Annotated in this window: 20 protein-coding genes, 1 riboswitch and 1 other annotated feature; of the genes, 16 read left to right on the top strand and 4 right to left on the bottom strand. The window is 36.7% G+C overall.

What is annotated here, in order from left to right:
* Positions 1-65: 65 nt before the first annotated feature.
* Positions 66-860 carry a Cof-type HAD-IIB family hydrolase gene (locus RDN22_RS07790; protein ID WP_308557244.1) on the bottom strand — a complete coding sequence of 265 codons (795 nt, stop codon included), beginning with the start codon at positions 858-860 and terminating at the stop codon, positions 66-68.
* Between the two features lie 96 nt (positions 861-956).
* Here RDN22_RS07790 and RDN22_RS07785 point away from each other — a divergent pair, with 96 nt between their 5' ends.
* Positions 957-1,799: an AraC family transcriptional regulator gene (locus RDN22_RS07785; RefSeq protein ID WP_308557242.1), complete on the top strand. Its 843-nt coding sequence runs from the start codon at positions 957-959 to the stop codon at positions 1,797-1,799.
* Positions 1,800-1,816: 17 nt separating this feature from the next.
* On the opposite strand, the gene RDN22_RS07780 is transcribed toward RDN22_RS07785, so the two are convergent.
* Positions 1,817-3,019, bottom strand: coding sequence for a multidrug efflux MFS transporter (locus tag RDN22_RS07780; protein ID WP_308557241.1), 1,203 nt, complete (start codon positions 3,017-3,019; stop codon positions 1,817-1,819).
* 86 nt (positions 3,020-3,105) lie between these two features.
* On the opposite strand from RDN22_RS07780, the gene RDN22_RS07775 reads away from it, so the two are divergent.
* The 5 genes from RDN22_RS07775 to RDN22_RS07755 all read left to right on the top strand — a co-directional run bounded on the left by RDN22_RS07775 (position 3,106) and on the right by RDN22_RS07755 (position 8,776).
* On the top strand, positions 3,106-4,044 hold the full coding sequence (locus tag RDN22_RS07775) for an AEC family transporter (protein ID WP_308557240.1): 939 nt from the start codon (positions 3,106-3,108) through the stop codon (positions 4,042-4,044).
* A gap of 59 nt (positions 4,045-4,103) precedes the next feature.
* Positions 4,104-5,186, top strand: coding sequence for a M42 family peptidase (locus RDN22_RS07770; RefSeq protein WP_308557239.1), 1,083 nt, complete (start codon positions 4,104-4,106; stop codon positions 5,184-5,186).
* Positions 5,187-5,280: 94 nt separating this feature from the next.
* Entirely contained in the window at positions 5,281-6,903 is a 1,623-nt protein-coding gene (locus tag RDN22_RS07765; protein ID WP_308557237.1) for an ATP-binding cassette domain-containing protein, read from the top strand.
* Positions 6,904-6,996: 93 nt separating this feature from the next.
* On the top strand, positions 6,997-7,917 hold the full coding sequence (locus RDN22_RS07760; protein WP_308557235.1) for an aldo/keto reductase: 921 nt from the start codon (positions 6,997-6,999) through the stop codon (positions 7,915-7,917).
* Between the two features lie 88 nt (positions 7,918-8,005).
* Positions 8,006-8,776: an XRE family transcriptional regulator gene (locus tag RDN22_RS07755; RefSeq protein ID WP_308557234.1), complete on the top strand. Its 771-nt coding sequence runs from the start codon at positions 8,006-8,008 to the stop codon at positions 8,774-8,776.
* 49 nt (positions 8,777-8,825) lie between these two features.
* Here the strand turns inward: RDN22_RS07755 and RDN22_RS07750 are convergent, their stop codons facing one another.
* Positions 8,826-9,647: a glutamate ABC transporter substrate-binding protein gene (locus RDN22_RS07750; RefSeq protein ID WP_374043094.1), complete on the bottom strand. Its 822-nt coding sequence runs from the start codon at positions 9,645-9,647 to the stop codon at positions 8,826-8,828.
* A gap of 165 nt (positions 9,648-9,812) precedes the next feature.
* Here RDN22_RS07750 and RDN22_RS07745 point away from each other — a divergent pair, with 165 nt between their 5' ends.
* The 5 genes from RDN22_RS07745 to RDN22_RS07725 all read left to right on the top strand — a co-directional run bounded on the left by RDN22_RS07745 (position 9,813) and on the right by RDN22_RS07725 (position 15,980).
* On the top strand, positions 9,813-10,253 hold the full coding sequence (locus RDN22_RS07745; RefSeq protein WP_308557230.1) for a MarR family winged helix-turn-helix transcriptional regulator: 441 nt from the start codon (positions 9,813-9,815) through the stop codon (positions 10,251-10,253).
* Positions 10,253-11,983, top strand: coding sequence for an ABC transporter ATP-binding protein (locus RDN22_RS07740; RefSeq protein ID WP_308557228.1), 1,731 nt, complete (start codon positions 10,253-10,255; stop codon positions 11,981-11,983). Before RDN22_RS07745 ends, RDN22_RS07740 begins: the two co-directional genes overlap by 1 nt.
* Positions 11,983-13,752, top strand: a complete 1,770-nt coding sequence (locus RDN22_RS07735; protein ID WP_308557226.1) for an ABC transporter ATP-binding protein — start codon at positions 11,983-11,985, stop codon at positions 13,750-13,752. Before RDN22_RS07740 ends, RDN22_RS07735 begins: the two co-directional genes overlap by 1 nt.
* A gap of 26 nt (positions 13,753-13,778) precedes the next feature.
* A riboswitch (TPP riboswitch) is annotated at positions 13,779-13,871 on the top strand.
* Between the two features lie 52 nt (positions 13,872-13,923).
* Positions 13,924-14,502: an ECF transporter S component gene (locus tag RDN22_RS07730; RefSeq protein WP_308557224.1), complete on the top strand. Its 579-nt coding sequence runs from the start codon at positions 13,924-13,926 to the stop codon at positions 14,500-14,502.
* Positions 14,503-14,606: 104 nt separating this feature from the next.
* On the top strand, positions 14,607-15,980 hold the full coding sequence (locus RDN22_RS07725) for an MFS transporter (RefSeq protein ID WP_308557222.1): 1,374 nt from the start codon (positions 14,607-14,609) through the stop codon (positions 15,978-15,980).
* Between the two features lie 57 nt (positions 15,981-16,037).
* Here the strand turns inward: RDN22_RS07725 and udk are convergent, their stop codons facing one another.
* Complete coding sequence (gene udk / locus RDN22_RS07720; RefSeq protein WP_308557220.1) at positions 16,038-16,739, bottom strand: uridine kinase; 702 nt, start codon at positions 16,737-16,739, stop codon at positions 16,038-16,040.
* An 89-nt stretch (positions 16,740-16,828) separates the two neighbouring features.
* Positions 16,829-17,070 (top strand) — a binding site (T-box leader).
* A 238-nt stretch (positions 17,071-17,308) separates the two neighbouring features.
* Here udk and RDN22_RS07715 point away from each other — a divergent pair.
* The 5 genes from RDN22_RS07715 (at position 17,309) to RDN22_RS07695 (ending at position 20,443) form a co-directional block, all read left to right on the top strand.
* The gene (locus RDN22_RS07715; protein WP_308557218.1) at positions 17,309-18,049 is read left to right on the top strand and encodes an amino acid ABC transporter ATP-binding protein; all 741 of its coding nucleotides are present in this window, start codon (positions 17,309-17,311) and stop codon (positions 18,047-18,049) included.
* Positions 18,050-18,060: 11 nt separating this feature from the next.
* Positions 18,061-18,876 (top strand): transporter substrate-binding domain-containing protein, encoded by an 816-nt coding sequence (locus RDN22_RS07710; RefSeq protein WP_308557216.1) that lies wholly within the window; start codon positions 18,061-18,063, stop codon positions 18,874-18,876.
* Positions 18,876-19,517 carry an amino acid ABC transporter permease gene (locus RDN22_RS07705; RefSeq protein WP_308557214.1) on the top strand — a complete coding sequence of 214 codons (642 nt, stop codon included), beginning with the start codon at positions 18,876-18,878 and terminating at the stop codon, positions 19,515-19,517. The genes RDN22_RS07710 and RDN22_RS07705 overlap by 1 nt, the downstream gene beginning before the upstream one ends.
* A 14-nt stretch (positions 19,518-19,531) precedes the next feature.
* Positions 19,532-20,188, top strand: a complete 657-nt coding sequence (locus tag RDN22_RS07700) for an amino acid ABC transporter permease (RefSeq protein ID WP_308557212.1) — start codon at positions 19,532-19,534, stop codon at positions 20,186-20,188.
* Between the two features lie 72 nt (positions 20,189-20,260).
* Entirely contained in the window at positions 20,261-20,443 is a 183-nt protein-coding gene (locus tag RDN22_RS07695) for a hypothetical protein (protein WP_308557210.1), read from the top strand.
* Positions 20,444-20,565: the final 122 nt, after the last annotated feature.

Here is a 20,565-nt window from a genome sequence, read left to right as displayed (position 1 = left end):
ACCGTACGTCCGGTGCAATGAGAGGGGCGAGAATAAGCTCCCTCTACTCTATTATAACTAAGAAATTATTGCTTATCAAGTAAGTCTTCGAGATAGTTTAAAACGCCATCTTCTTCATTGGTATTAGTGACGTGGTTAGCAACCTTTAATAAAGCTGGAGTCGCATTCTTCATTGCCACGCCATCGCCAACTTCTTTAATCATTTCTAAGTCGTTTCCACCATCACCGAAAGCAACCATTTCATCAAGAGTGACACCAATATCTGTGCCTAATTCTTTAAGACCATTAGCTTTATGGATACCTGGCTGAATGATATCAATATCGCCGTGGCCGCTTGAAGTTACTTCCGCAATGTCTGCCAATTTTTCTTTAAATAGTTGAACGTAATAATCAGTTTTTTCGTCAGGACAAGAGATAGCAAACTTTAAGATACGATCATCGATTTCATCGAAGTCGTCAATTTTTTGAAGATGATAATAGTAATCGCTGGAAGAGTCGAAGTATTCTTGACCCAGTCTTCTTAGTTCATAAGCGTTCTCAGCTCCGCACACCAAGAATTTAATTTCAGATAAATTGTTCAAAAAGGATTCGATTTTTTTTACTGAGGAGTGAGGGTATTGGTGCAAAGAGATGATTTTCTTTTGGCTACGAATCAAGGCGCCATTTTCTGCGACGTAGAGCACGTCAGGATATTTTTCAAAAAATGAGCATAATTGGAAATACTGATTACCACTAGCCACGACAAATTGAATATTATTTTTTGTCAATTTTTGGTAGATTTTGGCAAAGCGATCTTCATCATAGGTTTTATCATTGCGTAAGAATGTGCCATCCATGTCAACGGCAACTAGTTTAATCATAAAAGTTTCCTCCTTGTTTCTTAGCTAAATAAAGGATATCATTTAAAAAAGACAGTAAGTGTCATTTTAGAAAGTAAAAAGTAGCAAATTAGAAAAATGGTTAGACATGAAGAAGTTCAAAATAATGCAAGATTGCCGTTTTATTTTTATCGTGATACGGATGTAAATATATCAGAGCACTGGCATCAAGGAATTGAATTAAATTATTTGATAAAGGGAGAAGATCTTCGCTTTGCAATTGAAGGGCACACATATCACTTCAATAGCGGAGACTTTTGGTGCGTTAATCGAGCAAGAATCCACAGCTCATCAGGTGAAGATGGTGATTGGGATTCTATTGGTTTGATTATTGATGATGATTATCTATTGAGCCAGTATCCATCAAGTGTGAATTGGAATATCGATTTATTAGGAAAGAAGACTGCAAAAAACGCTAAAGCATATCAAGAGCTTTGCCAATCGATGTTGAAAATTTCAAACTTGATCTCTAAACAGGTTGATGATGATGTTCGCTTTTTAATAATGATTGAGTTGATGAAAATTATTGTATTGCTTGATCAGAATTTTAATGAAGTAAAGACTAACAAGATTAGTCCTAATCGCTCATTAAGTCAGGATCTGATTGATTATTTAAATAGCCATTTTACAGAAGAGATTACCGTTCAAGACGTAGTTGAACACTTTAATTCTTCCCACGTTACGCTTAATCAGCAATTAAAAGAAAATACGAAGATGTCGATTTCAGAATATTTGCGGCTTCTTCGTTTAATGAAGGCTAGGGAATTGCTGCTGAGCACTGATAAGAGCATCGAGGTTGTTGCCTTTGAGAGTGGCTTTTCTAATAGCCATGTCTTGAACCGCAATTTTAAAAAATGGAAAAATAAAACTCCTACCCAATATCGTAATGAGTTTGCGCAATATTTCTTGCCTCATAACTAGGGATAAGAGTTTAAAAATTATTTTGCTAAATTTCTGATTACATTGATTCTGAACAGCACTAAGTTTAGTAAAACAATGCCAGTTGTTACTAGGAAGACGGTGCTGTAGTTAAATAAACCGGAAACGGTTGAACCAAGAAGTGGCCCGATGATATTACCAATGTACATTGCCGACTGGTTCCATGAAAAGATTCGCCCAGTAACTGCTGCCGGCGAATTTTTTGTTAACATGGTCTGAACTTGTGGGAATAAGCAAGCATCAGAAAAGCCAACTAAGAAACGTAAGATTCCAAGTTCGATGGTGTTTTGTACAAAGGCAGTCAGGAAGAAGAAAATCGATGCGGCAATAAAGCCTGCAATGATAATCTTGTGAGTACCGATTTTATCGCCAAGTGCGCCAAAGCGGGATGCAACTAAGAAAGTAGCAATTCCGGGAAGGGCAGCAATTACTCCAGAGATAAAGACGACGTTGCCGTGATTGTTAAGAAGCTGACGTACATATAACGAAACAATTGGGTTGATTGAATTGTTGGCTGCTTGGATGATCATGGTTGTCAAAAGCAAGCCAAAGATCAGTTGCGGCGAGCGCAAAGATTTAATAACGCCGCTAGCCTTATCAAGCTTCTTAGTAGTGACGGGTTTAAAGTCGTCTTCATGAACGAAGAATAATACCAAAACTGAACAGATTAAAAGAAGTCCACCAGTGATCATAAAGGTAACGCGGTATGAAAAGATGGAAGTTAAAGCACCACCGACAAGTGGTCCAAGTAAGGTTCCGGCAGTTGTTGCTGAAGCAATAGTCCCTAAGGCTTGACCAGAATTTGTTTTTGGCGTTTCAGTAGCAACTAGTGCATTTGAGTTAGAAATAAAACCGGCAAACACACCTTGAAGCATTCTGAGTAAAAGCAGTTGCCAGACGTTTTGAACTAATCCCATGCAGGCGATTACGATTGCCATTCCGATTCCGGCACGTAGAATCATTGGTTTACGCCCTTTTTTATCAGCTAATTTACCCCACCAAGGAGAAACAACTGCTGAAACAATGAATGTGCCAGAATAAACAATCCCAGACCAAAAGTTAAGTTGTTGGTGAGAAAAATTACCTAACGTGTTAATGTATAGCGACAAGAAAGGCATAATTTCTGAAAAGGCGATTCCTGCGATAAAGACGGCAATTGATAATACGAATAAATTACGTTTCCAAATTGGTTTTTCTTTCATTTTTGACTTCTTTCTGATACTAACAACATGAAAATTAGGGATTAATTCAATATGATAAAATGATTTTAAAGAAAGGATGTAAGATATTGACTTTTATTGTTCCAACTAAACAAGTGGCTATTATGTTTATTCTTATGGCAGTAGGTTGGTTATGTTATAAGATAAAATTCATTCATGCACAAACCGCAAAAGATTTAACTAAAGTATTATTGTATATCGTTTCGCCATGTTTAATTATCCGATCTTTCAATCAACAATTTACTTATGCTAGATTAATTGAATTTGGTTTGCTATTTGCATTGATAGCTTTGCTGTTTGTTTTCAAAATTATACTTAGCACTGTAATCTTTAACCCAAAAGTAATTGTAGACAAGCAAAAAAGAACAGTTTTAAGATATTCTGGAACGTATACTAATGCTGGATTTATGGGAATACCTCTAGTTCAAGCAATTTTGGGAAGTAACGGCGTTTTCTATGCCGTTCCATATTTGATCGTTTATAATATTTTTATGTGGACTCACGGAATAAGTATGTTCCAAGACAAGCATAATTCATTTGGTCAGCAAGTGCGGCAAGCCGTACTTAATCCTAATATTATTGCTGCGGCAATTGGGATGATATTGTTTGTCACTCAATTTAAAATTCCGGATTTGCTTGTTACACCAATGAACTATATTTCAGATATAAATACACCTTTAAGTATGATTGTTATCGGAACAAATTTAGGATCAATTAATTTGAAAGATGATTGGCATGATTATTTGGCTTGGAGTGGTGTTTTAGTTAGAAACATTGTGTTTCCACTATTAGTTTTAGGTATTTTAGTCTTAATTCCATTAAGCTATACCGCTAAAATAACTACTTTGATTATGGCTGCATGTCCTGTAGCAGGCGTAGTTGTTTTATTTAGTTTGATTAGTAATTATGATGTTAAATTTCCAACTAAATTGATGTGTCTATCTACTTTAAGTGCTGTGGTTACAATTCCGCTAATTATTTTTTTAGCGACGTTAATACATCTTTAAAATATGATATCTAATTTATTGGAACATTCTACATTATAAACTTAATAAAGGAGAAAAATATGGAAAAGGCACAAGAAATCCAAATGCTTAAAGAATTCTCAGATGCTAATGCAACATCTGGTTTTGAAGAAGAATTCGTTAAGCTTTTTGCTAGTTATGCAGAAAAGACTGCCAATATTGAAACTGACGGAATGCTTAACTTGTACGCATCTAAGAAAGAAAACAAGGGCAATCGTCCTGTAATTCAACTTGATGCACACTCAGATGCAGTTGGCTTTATTACTCAAGCTGTTCGTCCAAATGGGTTAATCAAGTTTGTTCCGCTTGGCGGCTGGGTAAAATACAATATTCCTGCATTAAAAGTTAAAGTAAGAAACCGTGATGGCGAATATATCCCCGGCGTTGTCGCAACTAAGCCACCACACTTTATGACTGCAGCTGAAAGAAACAATGTGCCAGACGTTGCTGATATGTCAATCGACGTTGGTTCAAGCAGCCGTGAAGAAACGATTAACGACTACAAGATTGACACGGGTTGCCCAATCTTTGTCGACGTAAAATGCGAATACAATGAAAAGTCCGGTTTGTTCTTTGGCAAAGATTTCGATGACCGCTTCGGCGCTGGTGCAATGGTAGACATTTTGGACAACTTAAAGGGGGAAGAAACCAACTTAGATGTTGTTGCAGCTTTGTCCAGCCAAGAAGAAGTTGGCTTGCGTGGTGCGTACGTAACGGCTAGAAAAGTTAAGCCAGATTTATGTATTGTTCTTGAAAGTTGCCCAGCAGATGATACCTTTACTCCAGATTGGCTTTCTCAAACTGGTTTAAAGCGCGGCCCAATGCTTCGCGATATGGATACCACATTTTTACCAAATCCTAAGTTCCAACAATATGCTTGCGACTTAGCCGACAAGAACAACATTCCATATACTCGCTCAGTTAGAACTGGTGGCGGACAAGATGGTGCCGCAATTTACTACGAAAATGGTGCACCAACTATCGTAATTGGTATTCCAGTTCGCTATGAACACTCACCATACTGCTTCAGTAGCTACAAGGACTTCAAGGCATCAGTTGATTTAGCTACAGCGATTATTCGTGATATTACCCAGGAAAAATTAGATAGTTTTAAAAAGTTCTAAGAAACATTGAAAAAGCAGGTTTTCTACTTATTTAAACCTGCTTTTTTTGATATACTTATACATATTTTTATATTTTAAAAGTGAGGTATAACGATTGATTACAGTATCCGACTTAAGTCTTAAATTTGGCGGCCGTACATTATATGAAGACGTAAATTTAAAATTTACTCCGGGCAACTGCTACGGCGTAATTGGTGCAAATGGTGCCGGCAAGTCAACTTTTCTTAAATTATTGGAAGGCAAACTTGAACCAACTACCGGTTCAATCAGCATTGATCCTAATGAACGTATGTCTAGCTTGAACCAGGACCACTTTGCTTTCGATGATTTCACCGTTATGGACACCGTAATTCAAGGGCACAAAGAACTTTACCAAGTAATGAAGGAAAAGGATGCTCTTTATGCTAAGCCAGACTTTGGCGATGAAGATGGTGTAAAGGCGGCTGAACTTGAAAGCAAGTTTGCGGAACTTGACGGTTGGAACGCTGAAGCCGATGCATCTAAATTATTGCAATCTTTAGGCATCCCTGAAGATGAACATCAAACAATGATGAAGGAATTGCCAGAAGCAGAAAAGGTTAAGGTTCTTCTTGCTCAAGCTTTATTTGGAAATCCTGACATTCTTTTACTCGACGAACCAACCAACGGTCTTGATGTGCACACCGTTGAATGGCTTGAAAACTTCTTAGCTGATTATCCTAACATCGTTATCGTTGTTTCCCACGACCGACACTTCTTAAACCAAGTATGTACTGAAATGTGTGACGTTGACCGTGGCAAGATTCAACTTTATGTTGGTAACTACGATTTTTGGTATGAATCAAGCAAGTTGGCTAATGAACTCGCAGCTAACCAAAACGCTAAAAAAGAAGAAAAGATCAAGCAATTACAAGAATTTATTGCTCGCTTCTCAGCTAATGCTTCTAAGTCTCGTCAAGCTACATCACGTAAGAAGCAACTTGATAAGATCACTTTAGATGACATCAAGCCATCTTCTCGTAAATATCCATTTGTTAAGTTTGAGATGCACCGCGATCTTGGTAATGACTTGGTTAAAGTAGAGAACGTTTCATACTCAGTTGATGGCGAAAAGATTTTGGACAACGTATCATTTATTGTTCGTCCTGGTGATAAAGTAGCCTTTTTATCACGCAACTCTTTAGCTGTAACGGCACTGCTTGATATTATTGCTGGAAAAATTAAGCCAGATACAGGTACAGTTACTTGGGGTCAAACTACTGCATTTAACTACATGTCACGTGACTTGAACGCTAACTTTAACAATGACGATTTGACCATTTTAGACTGGCTTCGTCAATATGCTACTAAGGAACAAGATGATAATACATTCTTGCGGGGCTTCTTAGGTAGAATGTTGTTTAGCGGGGATGAAATCGAAAAGAAGATTAAGGTCCTCTCCGGTGGTGAAAAGGTTCGTTGTCAATTATCACGTATGATGCTTGAACCAGCTAATGTTTTGATCATGGATGATCCAACTAACCACTTAGATTTGGAATCAATTACTGCATTAAATGACGCTTTGGTTTCATATCCTGGCTCAATTCTATTTGCATCCCACGACCACGAATTTATTCAAACTATTGCTAACCACATTATCGAAGTAGGACCTAAGGGCATTGTGAGTCGTCAGGATACAACTTACGATGAATTCTTGGACAAGGATAGCATTCAAGAACAAGTTGAAAAGATCTATTAAAGCTATTACTGATTTGCCATTTGGTAAATCAGTTTTGTTTTGCCCTAAAAAGGAGCATAATTAAGGAAAATAGTTTTTGAAAGGACTTTCATTATGAAGCAAATAAAGATGGGCTGTACTACTTTAGATATTCCTGCGATGGCCTTAGGAATTATGAGAATGGATCAAAAGAGTATTCCTGAAGCTCAAGTTGCTATTCAAGCAGCTTATGATTCAGGAATTAATTTTATTGATTCTGCCGATATTTATGGCGGTGGCAAATCTGAAGAGGTCTTTGGTCAAGCGCTAAAGCAGATGCATATTAAGCGTGAAGATTTATTCATTCAATCCAAAACTGGTATTGTACCTGGAAAACGTTATGATTTTTCAAAAGAACATATCTTAAAGGGCGTTGATGGAATTTTAAGCAGAATGGGAATCGATTATTTGGATTCTCTTGTTTTGCATAGACCTGACGCCCTGTTTGATCCAGAAGAAGTGGCTGAAGCCTTTGATGAGCTTCAAGCAAGTGGTAAGGTACGCTTTTTTGGTGTTTCAAACTTTGATTCTGCTCAATTTGAATTGTTACAAAGTGCGCTTAGCCAACGCCTAATGTTTAACCAATTGCAATTTGGGTTGAAACATACAGGAATGATTGATTTTGGAATGCACACGAATATGCTTGATGATTCTTCTATTGATCGTGATGGACAATTTTTAGACTATGCCCGCTTGCATCATGTGACTGTCCAAGCTTGGTCACCATTCCAATACGGGATGTTTGAAGGAACGTTCATCAATAATGATGGCTTCCCTAAATTAAATGCAGAATTACAAAAATTAGCTGATAAATATGATGTTGGCAAAAATGCGATTGCTGCTGCTTGGATTTTGCGTCATCCTGCAAATATTCAGATGTTAGTCGGCTCAATGAATCCAGAGCATATTAAAGATGCTGCTAAAGGTAGTGAAATTGCACTTACTAGACAAGAATGGTACGACTTGTACCTTGCTGCAGGTAATTATCTAGCCTAAATCTAATAAATAGCTGAGGGATTATCATTTTTAGTTAATATTTGTTATAATTACAGCTGTAATGTGAGGAAGGAGGGGAAGACTTATCATGCCAAAACAAGATATGATTTATGAAGATTTTATGGAAGACCGTGCAATTAAGATGTTCAAGGATAACGACTTGAATTATTTGGTATATGTACAGGTCTTTACTACTGATAACATGCCATTTTCACCGCTTACTGGTGATAAAAAACATATCTTTTTTGACTATGATCAAGCTTCTACTGCTGATGTCACTGTCAGTGGCGTATGTGGTGAAGAGTTTAATCAAACTACGCAAAGATATGAAGTTACAGATCACACTTTTGTGATTGGAAAAGTAGTTAAACAAAGTCTTCCTGAAGAAACTGCGCCTCACTTAATGAAGCAGGCTGCTCGCAATATTATTGCGCAATTATCTAAGAGAATTCCAATGCCGATGCCAATGCGTAAACCACATATTATGACTGATGTGGAGCGTTGCAATCAGCTGTTAAGTGATGAAAATGTTGACCTCGGTGAATTGAGCAAGCAAACTGGGATTGATGAAGGAGTTTTAATTAACTATCGTGAAAATCCTGATTTGCTTAAAAATGCATCTAATGCTGACGTTAATAAGCTAGCAACTAAATATTTTGATACATTTTTTAGCCGCAATGAAATTGAACGTTTCCGCTTTATGTTAATTAATGTAGTTGATGCGTATTTGAAAGAAGTTAAGGGTAATACAGCCGCTTATGATCCTGCATATGAATTGTATATGATGTGTCAAAAAGGTGACTGGCATGCTTTAGCCAAGATGGAAGAAATGTGGCGTGCTATGTATAGTTCCCACTAAATGAAAATTGATATCAAAAAGGCATAAAACTTTTATAGTTTTATGCCTTTTAATTTTTGTCTATTTTTTTAGTGTCAAAGCCTGGAATATTGCCAAACCATTTTTGAACTAGCCGGTTGTAGGTGCCGTCTTTTTCTAATTCGTTTAAAGCAGTGTTGATATGATCAAGCATTTGCTTTTGTCCTTTATTAACGGCAATTCCGTATGGCTGGTTGGTGAAGGTACCACCAGTTAACTTGTAGCCAGAGTTATCATGCAAGATACCAGCTAAAATACCGTTATCTGTTACAAAAGCGTCGCCTTGTTCTGCTTTTAAAGCTGCAAAGGCTTGACCATAATCATCAAATTGCAAGATCTCAGCTTTAGGAGCAAATTTTTTGATTGCATCAGCAGCGGTTGTTCCTTTAACTACAAGCACTTTTTTATTATTTAAGTCTTTCACCGTATGAATTGGACTATTTTTAGCCACCATGATTGATTGTCCAGCAGGGAAGTATGGCTTGCTGAAATCAACTTGTTTTTTACGCTCAGGCGTAATGGTCATTGCGGCAATTACCGCATCGATGTTTTTATTTTTTAGTAATTGAATTTTAGTATTGGCAGTTGTTGTAACAAAGTTTGCTTTGGCGTTTTTACCAAGCATTTTATGAGTCAAAGCATTTGCAAGATCAATTTCGAATCCGCGAATCTTGCCATCTTTAATGCTCATTGATCCAAATAAAGGCGTGTCTGCCTTAACGCCCCAATTGATTGTCTTAGTTTGCTCAACTTTTTGGTAGACATTTTCGTTCTTCTTTTGTCCACATGCAGATAATGTAATAGCAATTAAAACTATTAAAAAAGTAAGTAAAAAGTTTTTCTTCTTCAATATACCTCCACCTTGTCTTCATATTGATTTTTTAATTATACCAGATGGTCTTTCAAAAAATGAAAGACATTTTCATTCTATTATAAATCTTTAAAAAGAAGTTGACTTTAGTCCACCTGTGTACTAATATATTTTAGTACATGTAGAGACTAACTGTGAGGTGAAGAAATGTCAATTAGTGATACTGAAAAATTAAATCTGGCGATTGTTCATGGCAGTCGTGCTTATACTTATTGGGATCAAACTCATCATATGCCTAGCTACTTAACGATGATTTTGTATGAGTTAACTATTCGTAAGAGATTAACGCAAAAACAATTAGTAGATCTGTCAGATTTTCCTAAGCAATCAATTAATAAGGGAATTAAACAATTAAGTGATGCAGGGTATTTACTGATGACGGTTGATCCAGAAGACAAGCGAGTACGCTTTTGTGAATTAACGCCAAATGGAAGAAAGTATGCTCAAGAGAAGTTAAAGTCTTTGTTTAAAATTGAAGAAAAGACAGCTCAAAAATTAGGCAAAGAAAAGATGAAGCAATTAACTGCTTTAAATGAGGAGTGGAGTAATACTTTTTGGCATTTTTTAAATGAAGAAAGGAGTAATTAATGCAAACATTTAATATTTTGAAGCCATATTTCAAACGCTATAAAAAAGACGTAGCGTTAGCTTTGGTGGCAATTATCGTTTCAGCTTTTTCCAGCCTTTATCAACCACGATTACTAGAAAACATTCAGCGTGCGATTATGGCAGACCAAAAGCAAGCGGTAATTCAAGACGGAATTATCTTAATTGCTCTTGGGATCATTGCAATCGTTGCCGGTATTTTTAATGTTTATTATGCTGCACGAATTGCCCAAGGTGTAACAAGTGATTTGCGTGAAGACACATACGCTAAGATTCAGAGTTTTTCATTTGGTAATATTGAAAAGTTCTCAGCCGGTTCATTAACTACGCGTTTGATCAACGATATGAACCAGATCATGAACATGATAATGCAGCTTTTCATGCAACTGCTTAGAATGCCAATCTTGATTGTGGGTTCATTCATTTTCTGTATTATTATCATCCCACGTTATTGGTGGGCAACAGTGGTAATGGTTATTTTGATCATGGGTTTTGGAGTTTATGTTTTAAAACAAATGAACAGCTTGTTTGATAAATTCCAAAAAACAATGGATAAAATTTCTGGCCGAGCACAAGAAACTTTGCAAGGTGTTCGTGTGGTTAAGTCATTTAACCAAGGACCACAAGAAATTAAGAAGTTCAATCAGACTTCAGATAAGTTAAATGATTACAATATTGTAATTGGTTACTGGTTCTCAGCAATTATGCCAGCCTTCCAATTAATTGCATACTTAGTAATTACCTTAGTTGTTTTCTTAATTGGTAAAAGCATTACCCAGCATCCAACTGATGTAGCTGTAGTTAGTCCGTTTGTTAACTATATTTTGACACTTCTTTGGACCATTATGATTGCCGGAATGACCATGATGCAATTTGCCAGAGGTAACATTTCTTTAGGTCGTATTAAAGAAGTACTCGACACTGAACCCGATGTTAAATTTGTGACTGAAGGTTCCACTGAGCCATTAACTGGTAGCGTTGAATTTGAACATGTTTCATTCACTTACCCTGATGGTGATGATGAAACTTTGAAGGATATTTCATTCAAGATTAAGCCTGGTCAAATGGTAGGTATCGTTGGTGCAACAGGTTCTGGTAAGTCCACTTTGGCCCAGCTTATTGCTCGACTTTATGATCCAACCAAGGGTGAAATTAAAATTGGCGGTAAAAACGTTAAGGATGTAACTGAAGACGCATTGCGTAACACCGTTTCATTTGTTTTGCAACGTGCCGTTTTATTCTCAGGTACGATTGCTTCTAACTTGCGCCAAGGTAAGTCACACGCCAAGCTTCATGAATTACAACGTGCTGCTAACATGGCTCAAGCATCAGAATTCATTAACCGCTATAACGACTCCTTTGACCACGAAGTAGAAGAGCGTTCCGCCAACTTCTCTGGTGGTCAAAAGCAGAGATTATCAATTGCTCGTGGCTTGATTTCTAAGTCTCCAATCTTGATTTTAGATGATTCAACTTCAGCTTTGGATGCTGAATCAGAAAAGAAGGTTCAACAAGCCTTAGAACATGAATTGCCAGATACCACTACATTTATCATTGCGGAAAAGATTGTTTCAGTAGTTAATGCAGATACGATTTTAGTCTTAGATGATGGAAAATTAGTGGCACAAGGCACACATGAAGAATTATTGAAGACTTCACCTGTATATCAAGAAATCTTCAAGACACAAAAAGGTAAGAAAGGAGTGGAATAATGAGCGATACAAGAAAAGCAATTAAGTATTTTGCAAAATATTTAAAGCCTTATTGGAAAGGAATCACTATTGTAGTTGTTCTTTCTTTGATTTCCAGTGGTGCACAAGTTATTGCGCCAACCTTCTTGGGACGTGCCGTAACAGATTTAACCAATTATTTGACTGATCTAAGAAAAGGCACAGCTAGTCTTTCTACTTTTTATAGTGCATTATGGGCAATGCTAGGCTTTTATGTATTAAGTCAAGTAGCGATCTTTATTGCCTGGATGGTTATGTCCAAGTTCAACGCGGATTCTACTAACGACATGAGAGAGAATCTGTTTGCTAAATTCCAAAGAATGTTGGTCCGCTACTTTGATACCCACCAGGATGGTAAGCTTCTTTCATTATTTACTTCCGACCTTGATAACATCTTCAACGCAATGAACAACGCGATTTTTGAAATCATTTCTCAGGGAATAATGTTCATTGGTACGATCATTATTATGTTCACAGTAAATGTGCAACTGGCTTGGACTACCATTGCAACTACGCCATTAATCTTGATTGTCAGTGTATTAATCATGAAAAAAGCGCGTATTTATCTTGATAAGCAACAAGATGAAATTGGTGATCTTAATGGTTACATCACTGAACAAATCAATGGTGAGAAAGTAATTATTACTAACAATTTGCGTAAAGAATCAGTTGCTGGTTTTAAGACCTATAACAACCGCGTTAGAAATGCGATGTTTAAGGGACAATTTTACTCAGGTATTTTGTTCCCATTAATGAACGGTTTAAACTTGCTTAACTTAGCTATCGTAATTGCGATGGGTGCTTGGATGATTATTTCAGGTCAAGTAAGCCAAGCAATTGGTCTTGGATTGATTGTAACGTTTGTTGAATACTCACAAACCTACTTCCAACCATTAACGCAGGTTACTTCAATTTATTCTATGATCCAACTTGCTTTAACTGGTGCTAGAAGATTAGCTACAGTTGAAGAGCAAAAAGACGAAGATGCTGTGCCTAACGGCAAGATTTTGCATGGTCTGAAGGACTCTGTAAAATTAGAGAATGTTCACTTTGGCTATGATAAGAATAAAGAAATTTTGCATGGGGTAAATATTTCTGTTAATAAGGGTCAATCTGTAGCGCTAGTTGGACCTACTGGATCAGGTAAAACCACGATTATGAACTTACTTAACCGTTTTTACGATGTAAATTCTGGTAAAGTAACGTTTGATGGTACCGATGTGCGTGATATTCAACTTGAATCACTTAGAAACAATGTCGGTATTGTTTTACAGGATTCCGTTTTGTTTAGTGGCACGATTGCGGATAATATTCGCTATGGTAAACCAGACGCAAGTATGGATGAAGTAATTAGTGCGGCTAAGCAGGCAAATATCCATGACTTTATTGAAAGTTTGCCAGACGGATATGAAACGCAGGTAAGCGACAGTAGCTCAGTCTTTTCTACTGGTCAAAAACAATTGGTTTCAATTGCTAGAACCATTTTGACCAATCCAGACTTCTTGATCTTGGATGAAGCAACTTCAAACGTAGATACTGTTACTGAAGAAAAGATTCAAAAGGCGATGGATGCCGTAATTGCGGGTAGAACTAGTTTCGTAATTGCTCACCGTTTAAAGACCATTTTGAATTCTAACAAGATAGTTGTATTAAAAGACGGTAACGTAATTGAAGAAGGTAGCCACGAAAAGCTATTGAAAGAAAAAGGCTTTTACTACAAACTTTATACTGATCAAATGGCTTTTGATTAATGTGGTATACTAAAACTAATTAAACAATTAGTCACTAGGGGTGCTTGAATAAGCTGAGAAATACCCTTTGAACTTGAACAAGGTAATGCTTGCGATAAGGAAAGTGGAAAATAAGATTGATTATTAATGTACTCCTACTGACTAGATTTATAGTTAGTTAGGAGTATTTTTATGTTTACGCGTTCATCGAAATGGAATGTTAAATCGATTATTTTGGTTGCCTTAATTGGAATTATCATGGGTGTGATCTATACCTATGGTTTTAACAACCTGTATAACGTAGTTAAGTTGAGTTTTTTACCAACAGGGTATGCACCAGTTGTAGATAATATTTTTACTGGTTTGTGGTATATGGCAGCGCCACTTGCAATGTATTTTGTTCCTACAGCAGGTTCTGGTACAATCGGCGAATTGATTGCCGCTACAGTCGAAATGGCTATTGGTGGTCAATGGGGCGCACTCACCATCTTAGAAGGCTTAATTCAAGGTGCTACTAATGAAATTGGCTTTTTCCCTAAAAAGTCATGCTATGAAAGATTTTCTTGGGCTAGCGTTTTAACTGGTGCTTTCTTTGCCAACCTTGGTGGTTTTATTCCATCATACTTTATCTTTGGCTGGAGTCATTATCGTCCAAGTTTACAAATTTTGATGTTTATTACAAGCATGATTTCTTCATTATTATTTGATGGTGTCTTGGTAAAATTAATCACTAATTTGTTTGATAAGGCACTTAAGCCAAGAACTGAATAATAATCATAAGTTCCTTCTTTTTGGATACATGTTTCATTAGCTTTAGTCTATGCTAGAATAGATTTGAGGAGTGTATACGTTTTCATAAAAAGAAGGGATTTTTTATGTTTAACCGATCGAATGAAGAAAAAGAAGCTGAGGCGGAAGCCATCAAGAATTGGAATCCGCGTTATAAGCATAATGTCATTATCTATTTATGGATCTATGGCATTTTAGGTGCAGTTACCGGTATTACTAATGATGCAGCTTTGTCATACTACAAGATTGTTGCACCGCACCTAATTTCTGGACTTAATATTTTTAATGCGGCAACTGCAATTTTAATGTCAATCATGATTGCGACTGTCCATAAGTGGGGCTATCGTAAGATCTTGCTTATTTTGCCGCCGATGACCGCGGTTTTTATGGCATTAACTTGTGTAACGACTAATCAGTTTGTGATTATGATTGCTTACACGATTTCTTGGACAGCTATTGGGGTCTATGATTTAATGTATCCATTAATGTGGACTTCATATGTCCCAGGAAAAATTAGAACTAAGATGTTCTCAATTGTTATGATCGTTAACTTGATCACGCAAACGATTTGTACGTTCTTGGGTGGTAAAGCCATTGTCTGGTTCTTTGGCATGATTAGGGGTATTTCTTATAGGGATGCATCTCTTCTTTCAGCTAAGCCTGAAACTATGACCGGTCAAACTTTAGTTGATTATACTAATTCATATCGCATTTTGCTATTAATCACTGCGGCAGTAACTATGTTAGCCTTTGTTTTGGCTTTATTTATTCATGATGTGCCAAAGGATTATCGTTCAGATAATAGTGAAGATAAACAAACGAAAGCTAATAAAATTGCTATGTACAAAAAGTTGCTTAGTAAAAAGACGGTTATGTGGATTGCATATATTGCCGGTATTCAATTGGGTGCGCGTTTAGTTGCAGTATATGTACCGATTTATTTGAACAACTATTTGCATATTCCGCGTGACGTTACTTCAACCATCAACACTTTTGTTCAAGCAGCAATGTTAATTGGATATGTCTTCGCTCCATTTTTAGAAAAGAAATTGGGTGCCATCGTTTCAGTTGCAGCAGGAACACTTACCTGTGTACCTGTTATGCTCTTACTTGCTAATGGTCGCCGTTTAGGTAGTGGCAGCGTATTGTTCGTCATTGTCGGCATCCTGCTCTTTCTTAGAACTGGTTTGGCTAATGCTACGATGCCAATTCAACAAGAAGTTCAAATGGTTATTGTCGATAAAGACTTGCGTCCAGCCTTTACTGGAGTCGTACAGATTGCTTATGCCGTTGTCGGAATAATTGATGGTTTGTTTACAGAATTCTATTTGTTCACTACGCAAGACGGTTACGCTAATGCTTACTACATTGCAGCAGTGATCTATGTCATTGCCAGTGTCTTGCTTTTGGTATTCTTTGCTAAAAAATACAACAGAATTTTGGATGATGAGAAAAAATAATTAGTAATAAAAATTGGACAAAAAAATCAGCACTTTTTATAAAGTGCTGATTTTTCATTAACTTAAAACTGATTGAATCTTCGTAGTTAACATATCGATTGCTACGTCGTTTTCGCCGCCTTCAGGAACGATGATGTCGGCATAACGCTTAGTTGGTTCGATAAATTGGTTGTACATTGGCTTAACTGTGCCTAAGTATTGGTTGATAACTGAATCAAGTGAACGGCCACGTTCTTTCATATCACGTTCAAGACGACGGATAAAACGAATGTCGTCATCAGTATCAACATAAACCTTGATATCCATTAAATTGCGGATGTCTTCGTTGAATAATACCAAAATACCTTCCAAAATAATGATGTCGGCAGGTTCAACGTGGATAGTTTCATCGCTTCTTGTGTGAGCAGTGAAATCATAAGTTGGCATTTCAATTGGCTTTCTGTGCATCAATTGACTTAATTGTGCTTCAAGCAGTGGCATATCAAAAGCGTCAGGGTGATCGTAATTGATCTTCATTCTTTCTTCCATTGGTACGCCAGTATTGTCTTTATAGTATGAATCTTGAGTCATAATCATGATACGGTCATGATCATTGTCGTTAATGTTATCTGCAATCTCGTGGGCAATGGTAGTCTTACCACTTCCTGAACCACCAGCAATTCCGATAATAACGGGCTTTTCAAGTTTTCCCATGTATAACTCCTTTGTTTTTCTAATGTCAATAAATATTTTAAGACATTTTCCGAATATTAACAGCATAAATTTGCCCTAAATGTGGATTTCTTCGATAAAATACAAATATTGCTTGTTTTTTTTAACAAAATAATGTTAAATACATATAAAGAAATTAAAAAGCTATGAAAAAGAAGAGTAGATGATCCATTCTTACAGTGAATTGGCGCTAGTGCGAAGCCAATAGACCCTGAATCATTGAATAACCCTTTTAGCAGCTCACCGAAATAACAATTCTTAGAGTAGGTTGAGACGTCTTCGGTACGTTACCACGCCGATGAAGCATGATAGTGCTTTATGAGAAGGTCTATTTTGATAGACAATTTGGGTGGTACCGCGGAGAGCTTTCGTCCCTATACAAGGGATGAAAGCTTTTTCTTTTACCCTAAAGAGCATAGTCATTTCTTGAAGCAAATTCGTAAAAAGCTGAAGCAAGATAGATTTTAGTTTATAAATTAAAAATATTTGTCTAAAAGACAAATGAAAAATATAGATTTATACATAAATGTCTTGATTTAGCTTGGATAAATGTTTAGTTTTACCTTGAAAAAGAGTAGAATAAGATTATTAATGCAAATGGAGGAAAGATAGAAACCATGACAGCAATTATTGAATTTAAGCATGTTGACAAATACTACGGAAAGCTTCATGCATTGAAAGATATTAACTTGAAAATTGATGAAGGCCAAGTGGTTTCAATTATTGGACCATCAGGTTCTGGTAAGAGTACTTTAATTAGAACCATGAACGGATTGGAACCAATCAACAGTGGACAACTTATTGTAACTGGTCATGATTTGGCTGATAAAAAGACAGACATTAACAAGATCCGTAAAAATGTTGGCATGGTTTTCCAACACTTCAATCTTTACAACAACCACACTGTTCTTGAGAACGTAATGCTTGCACCTAAGATCGTTTTAAAGCGACCAGATGATGAAAACCGCAAGATTGCTATGCAATTCCTAGAAAAAGTAGGTATGGCTGATAAGATCAATTCTTACCCACGTCAATTGTCTGGTGGTCAACAACAACGTGTTGCAATCGCTAGATCACTTGCCATGGACCCAAAGGTTATTTTGTTCGACGAACCAACTAGTGCGCTGGACCCAGAAATGATCGAAGACGTACTTGAAGTTATGCGTTTTGTTGCTGAACAAGGTATCACTATGGTTGTGGTTACTCACGAAATGGGCTTTGCTAGAAAAGTAAGTAATCGTTTGATCTTCTTTGATCAAGGACACATTTTGGAAGACCGTAATCCAGAAGAATTCTTTGATCACCCTGATACAGAACGTGCACGTCAATTCTTAAGCAAGATTATTTCTAAAGACTAAGGTGGCGCGCCATGAAAAAATTAAGAAAATTTCTTTTCTTACCTTTATTAGTGTTGCTGGCTTTTACTTTATCTGCTTGTGGCAATAAAAAGCAAAATGTCTATCAAAAGGTAGAACAGAATAAACATATTGTTTGGGGCGTTAGAGCAGATACTAGATTATTTGGTTTAACTAATGTAAAAAACGGCAAGATCGAAGGTTTTGAAATGGATCTTGCTAAAGCTTTAACTAAAAAGATGCTTGGTAAAAAAGGTACTGCAAGCTTTGTTACTACAACTGCCAACACTAGAATTCCACTTCTTAAAAATGGTAACGTGGACGCAGTTTTAGCAACAATGACTATTACACCAGAGCGTGCTAAACAAGTAACTTTCACTAAGGCATATTTCCCAGCTGGTTCATCTTTGCTGGTACCAAACAACAGTAAGATTACTAACGTTAAAGATTTGAATAATAAAACTGTACTTGCCGTAAAAGGAACTACTGCAGTTGATGATGTGCATAAATCAGCACCTAAAGCCCGTGTGCTTCAATACGATGACTATGGTCAAGCAATGTCAGCACTTAAGGCTAACCAAGGTGTGGCTCTGACTACTGATAACGGTTTGCTCGCTGGTATTGCCCAAGAAAACAAGGGTTACAAGTTAGTCGGCGGTGTTTATAGTGATGCTCCTTATGGTATTGCTGTTAACAAGGGTCAAACAGAAATGGCAGATCACATTAACAAGGCTCTTGAAGAACTTGAAGCAGATGGTACTTATAACCGTTTGATTAAGAAATGGTTTGCAGGAATTCCTGGTTTTAGTCTTAAGGGGGTATTGAAATAATGTGGCAAATTATTACCAATAACTGGGGCAGCTTTTTGACAGGTTTTTGGAATACTATCCTGTGTAGTGTGATTGCCTTAGTATTCAGTTTGATCTTAGGTGTGTTCTTTGCACTGCTTGAAGTAGCTCCACCAAAATTTGGCCGCGTAATTGCCAAGATTTATATTGCGATTTTCCGTAACATTCCATTACTAGTTATCGTAATGATCTTTTACTTGATCGTTCCACGTTACATCGTTAAGTTGTCAGGTTTCCAAGCCGGAACAATTGGTTTAACACTTTATACTTCAGCTTTTATTGCTGAAACAGTTCGTGCAGGTATTAACTCAATTGGTGAAGGCCAAATGGAAGGTGCCCGTTCAAACGGTATGACTTATGTACAAGCCATGCGTTACGTTATCTTGCCTCAAGCTATGAAGATTGTGATTCCACCACTTGGCAACCAGTTTGTTAACTTGGTTAAGAACTCTTCAGTTTTAGCCTTTGTTGCTGGATTTGACTTGATGTATCAAGCACAATTGATTGCATTTTCAACTTTCCAAACCATTGATACATATATTATCGTAGGTCTTTTCTACTTGATCTTGACTTTACCACTCAGCTACTACATGCGTCATCTAGAAAAGAAATTGGCTAATTAGGAAGGGGATAGAAAATGGAAACTTTTATTCATGCTTATTCATGGGTCGATATCCGCTTCTTATTGCAAGGACTTTGGGTAACGATTTATGTATCACTTATTTCAATTGCGCTTAGTTTTGTAGTTGGGTTGATCCTTGGCTTGATCCGTTACATGAAGATCAAATATCTTTCAGCAATTGTTGGTTTTATTATTGATATTATTCGTAACTTGCCACTTCTGCTGATTATCTTCTTCACTTATTTCGGTTTGCCACAACTGGGAATTGTAACGAATCCAACTTCCGCTTCTATTACTGCTTTGGTAATTTTTGAAGGAGCAATGCTTGCAGAAATTGTTCGTTCAGGTATTGGTTCAGTTGATTGGGGTCAAATGGAAGGTGCTCGTTCAAACGGTATGTCTTATGGTCAAGCAATGTATCACGTTGTGATGCCACAAGCTTTGCACAACATGATTCCAGCACTACTTTCACAGTTTGTGTCGCTTGTTAAGGATACTTCACTTGCAACTATCATTGTGCTTCCTGAACTTTTATACCACGCACAAATTATTTACAGTCAGAATACGACATACTTAATTCCAATGTACGTAATTATCGCTGTAATGTACTTCATCGTTTGCTTCTGCTTGTCACAAGTGGCTAACTACTTACAAAAGAAGTACAACAATTAAAGATACTTGAATAATCTGGTCAGAATTCTTATGAATTCTGGCCTTTTGTTCAATAAAAAGGGAATAATAGATATGAAAAAATTTTGGCACCATCAAATTGAAGTTCTTATTGCCGAAATAACTTGTTTTGCTTCGGCTTATCATATGCATGAGTCTACTGAGACATTTAAAATTATGATAGGCATTGTTGTGGTTGGATTCATCGCCTCATATCTCTATGCAAGATATAAATTTAGAAAAACAAAAAATAAGTAAAATTATGATTCAGATCGCAAATTTTTACTTAAAAAAACTAACTCATGCTACTATGGTGAAGTGAGACCCAAAAGTTAGACACTTTTGGGTCTTTTATTATGACTAAATTTAATAAAGAACAA

Origin of the sequence: uncultured Lactobacillus sp. (assembly GCF_902491705.1) — a bacterium.
Classification (GTDB): domain Bacteria; phylum Bacillota; class Bacilli; order Lactobacillales; family Lactobacillaceae; genus Lactobacillus.
Note: the sequence above shows the minus strand (reverse complement) of the source record. Positions and strands in the feature narration are given on the sequence as shown.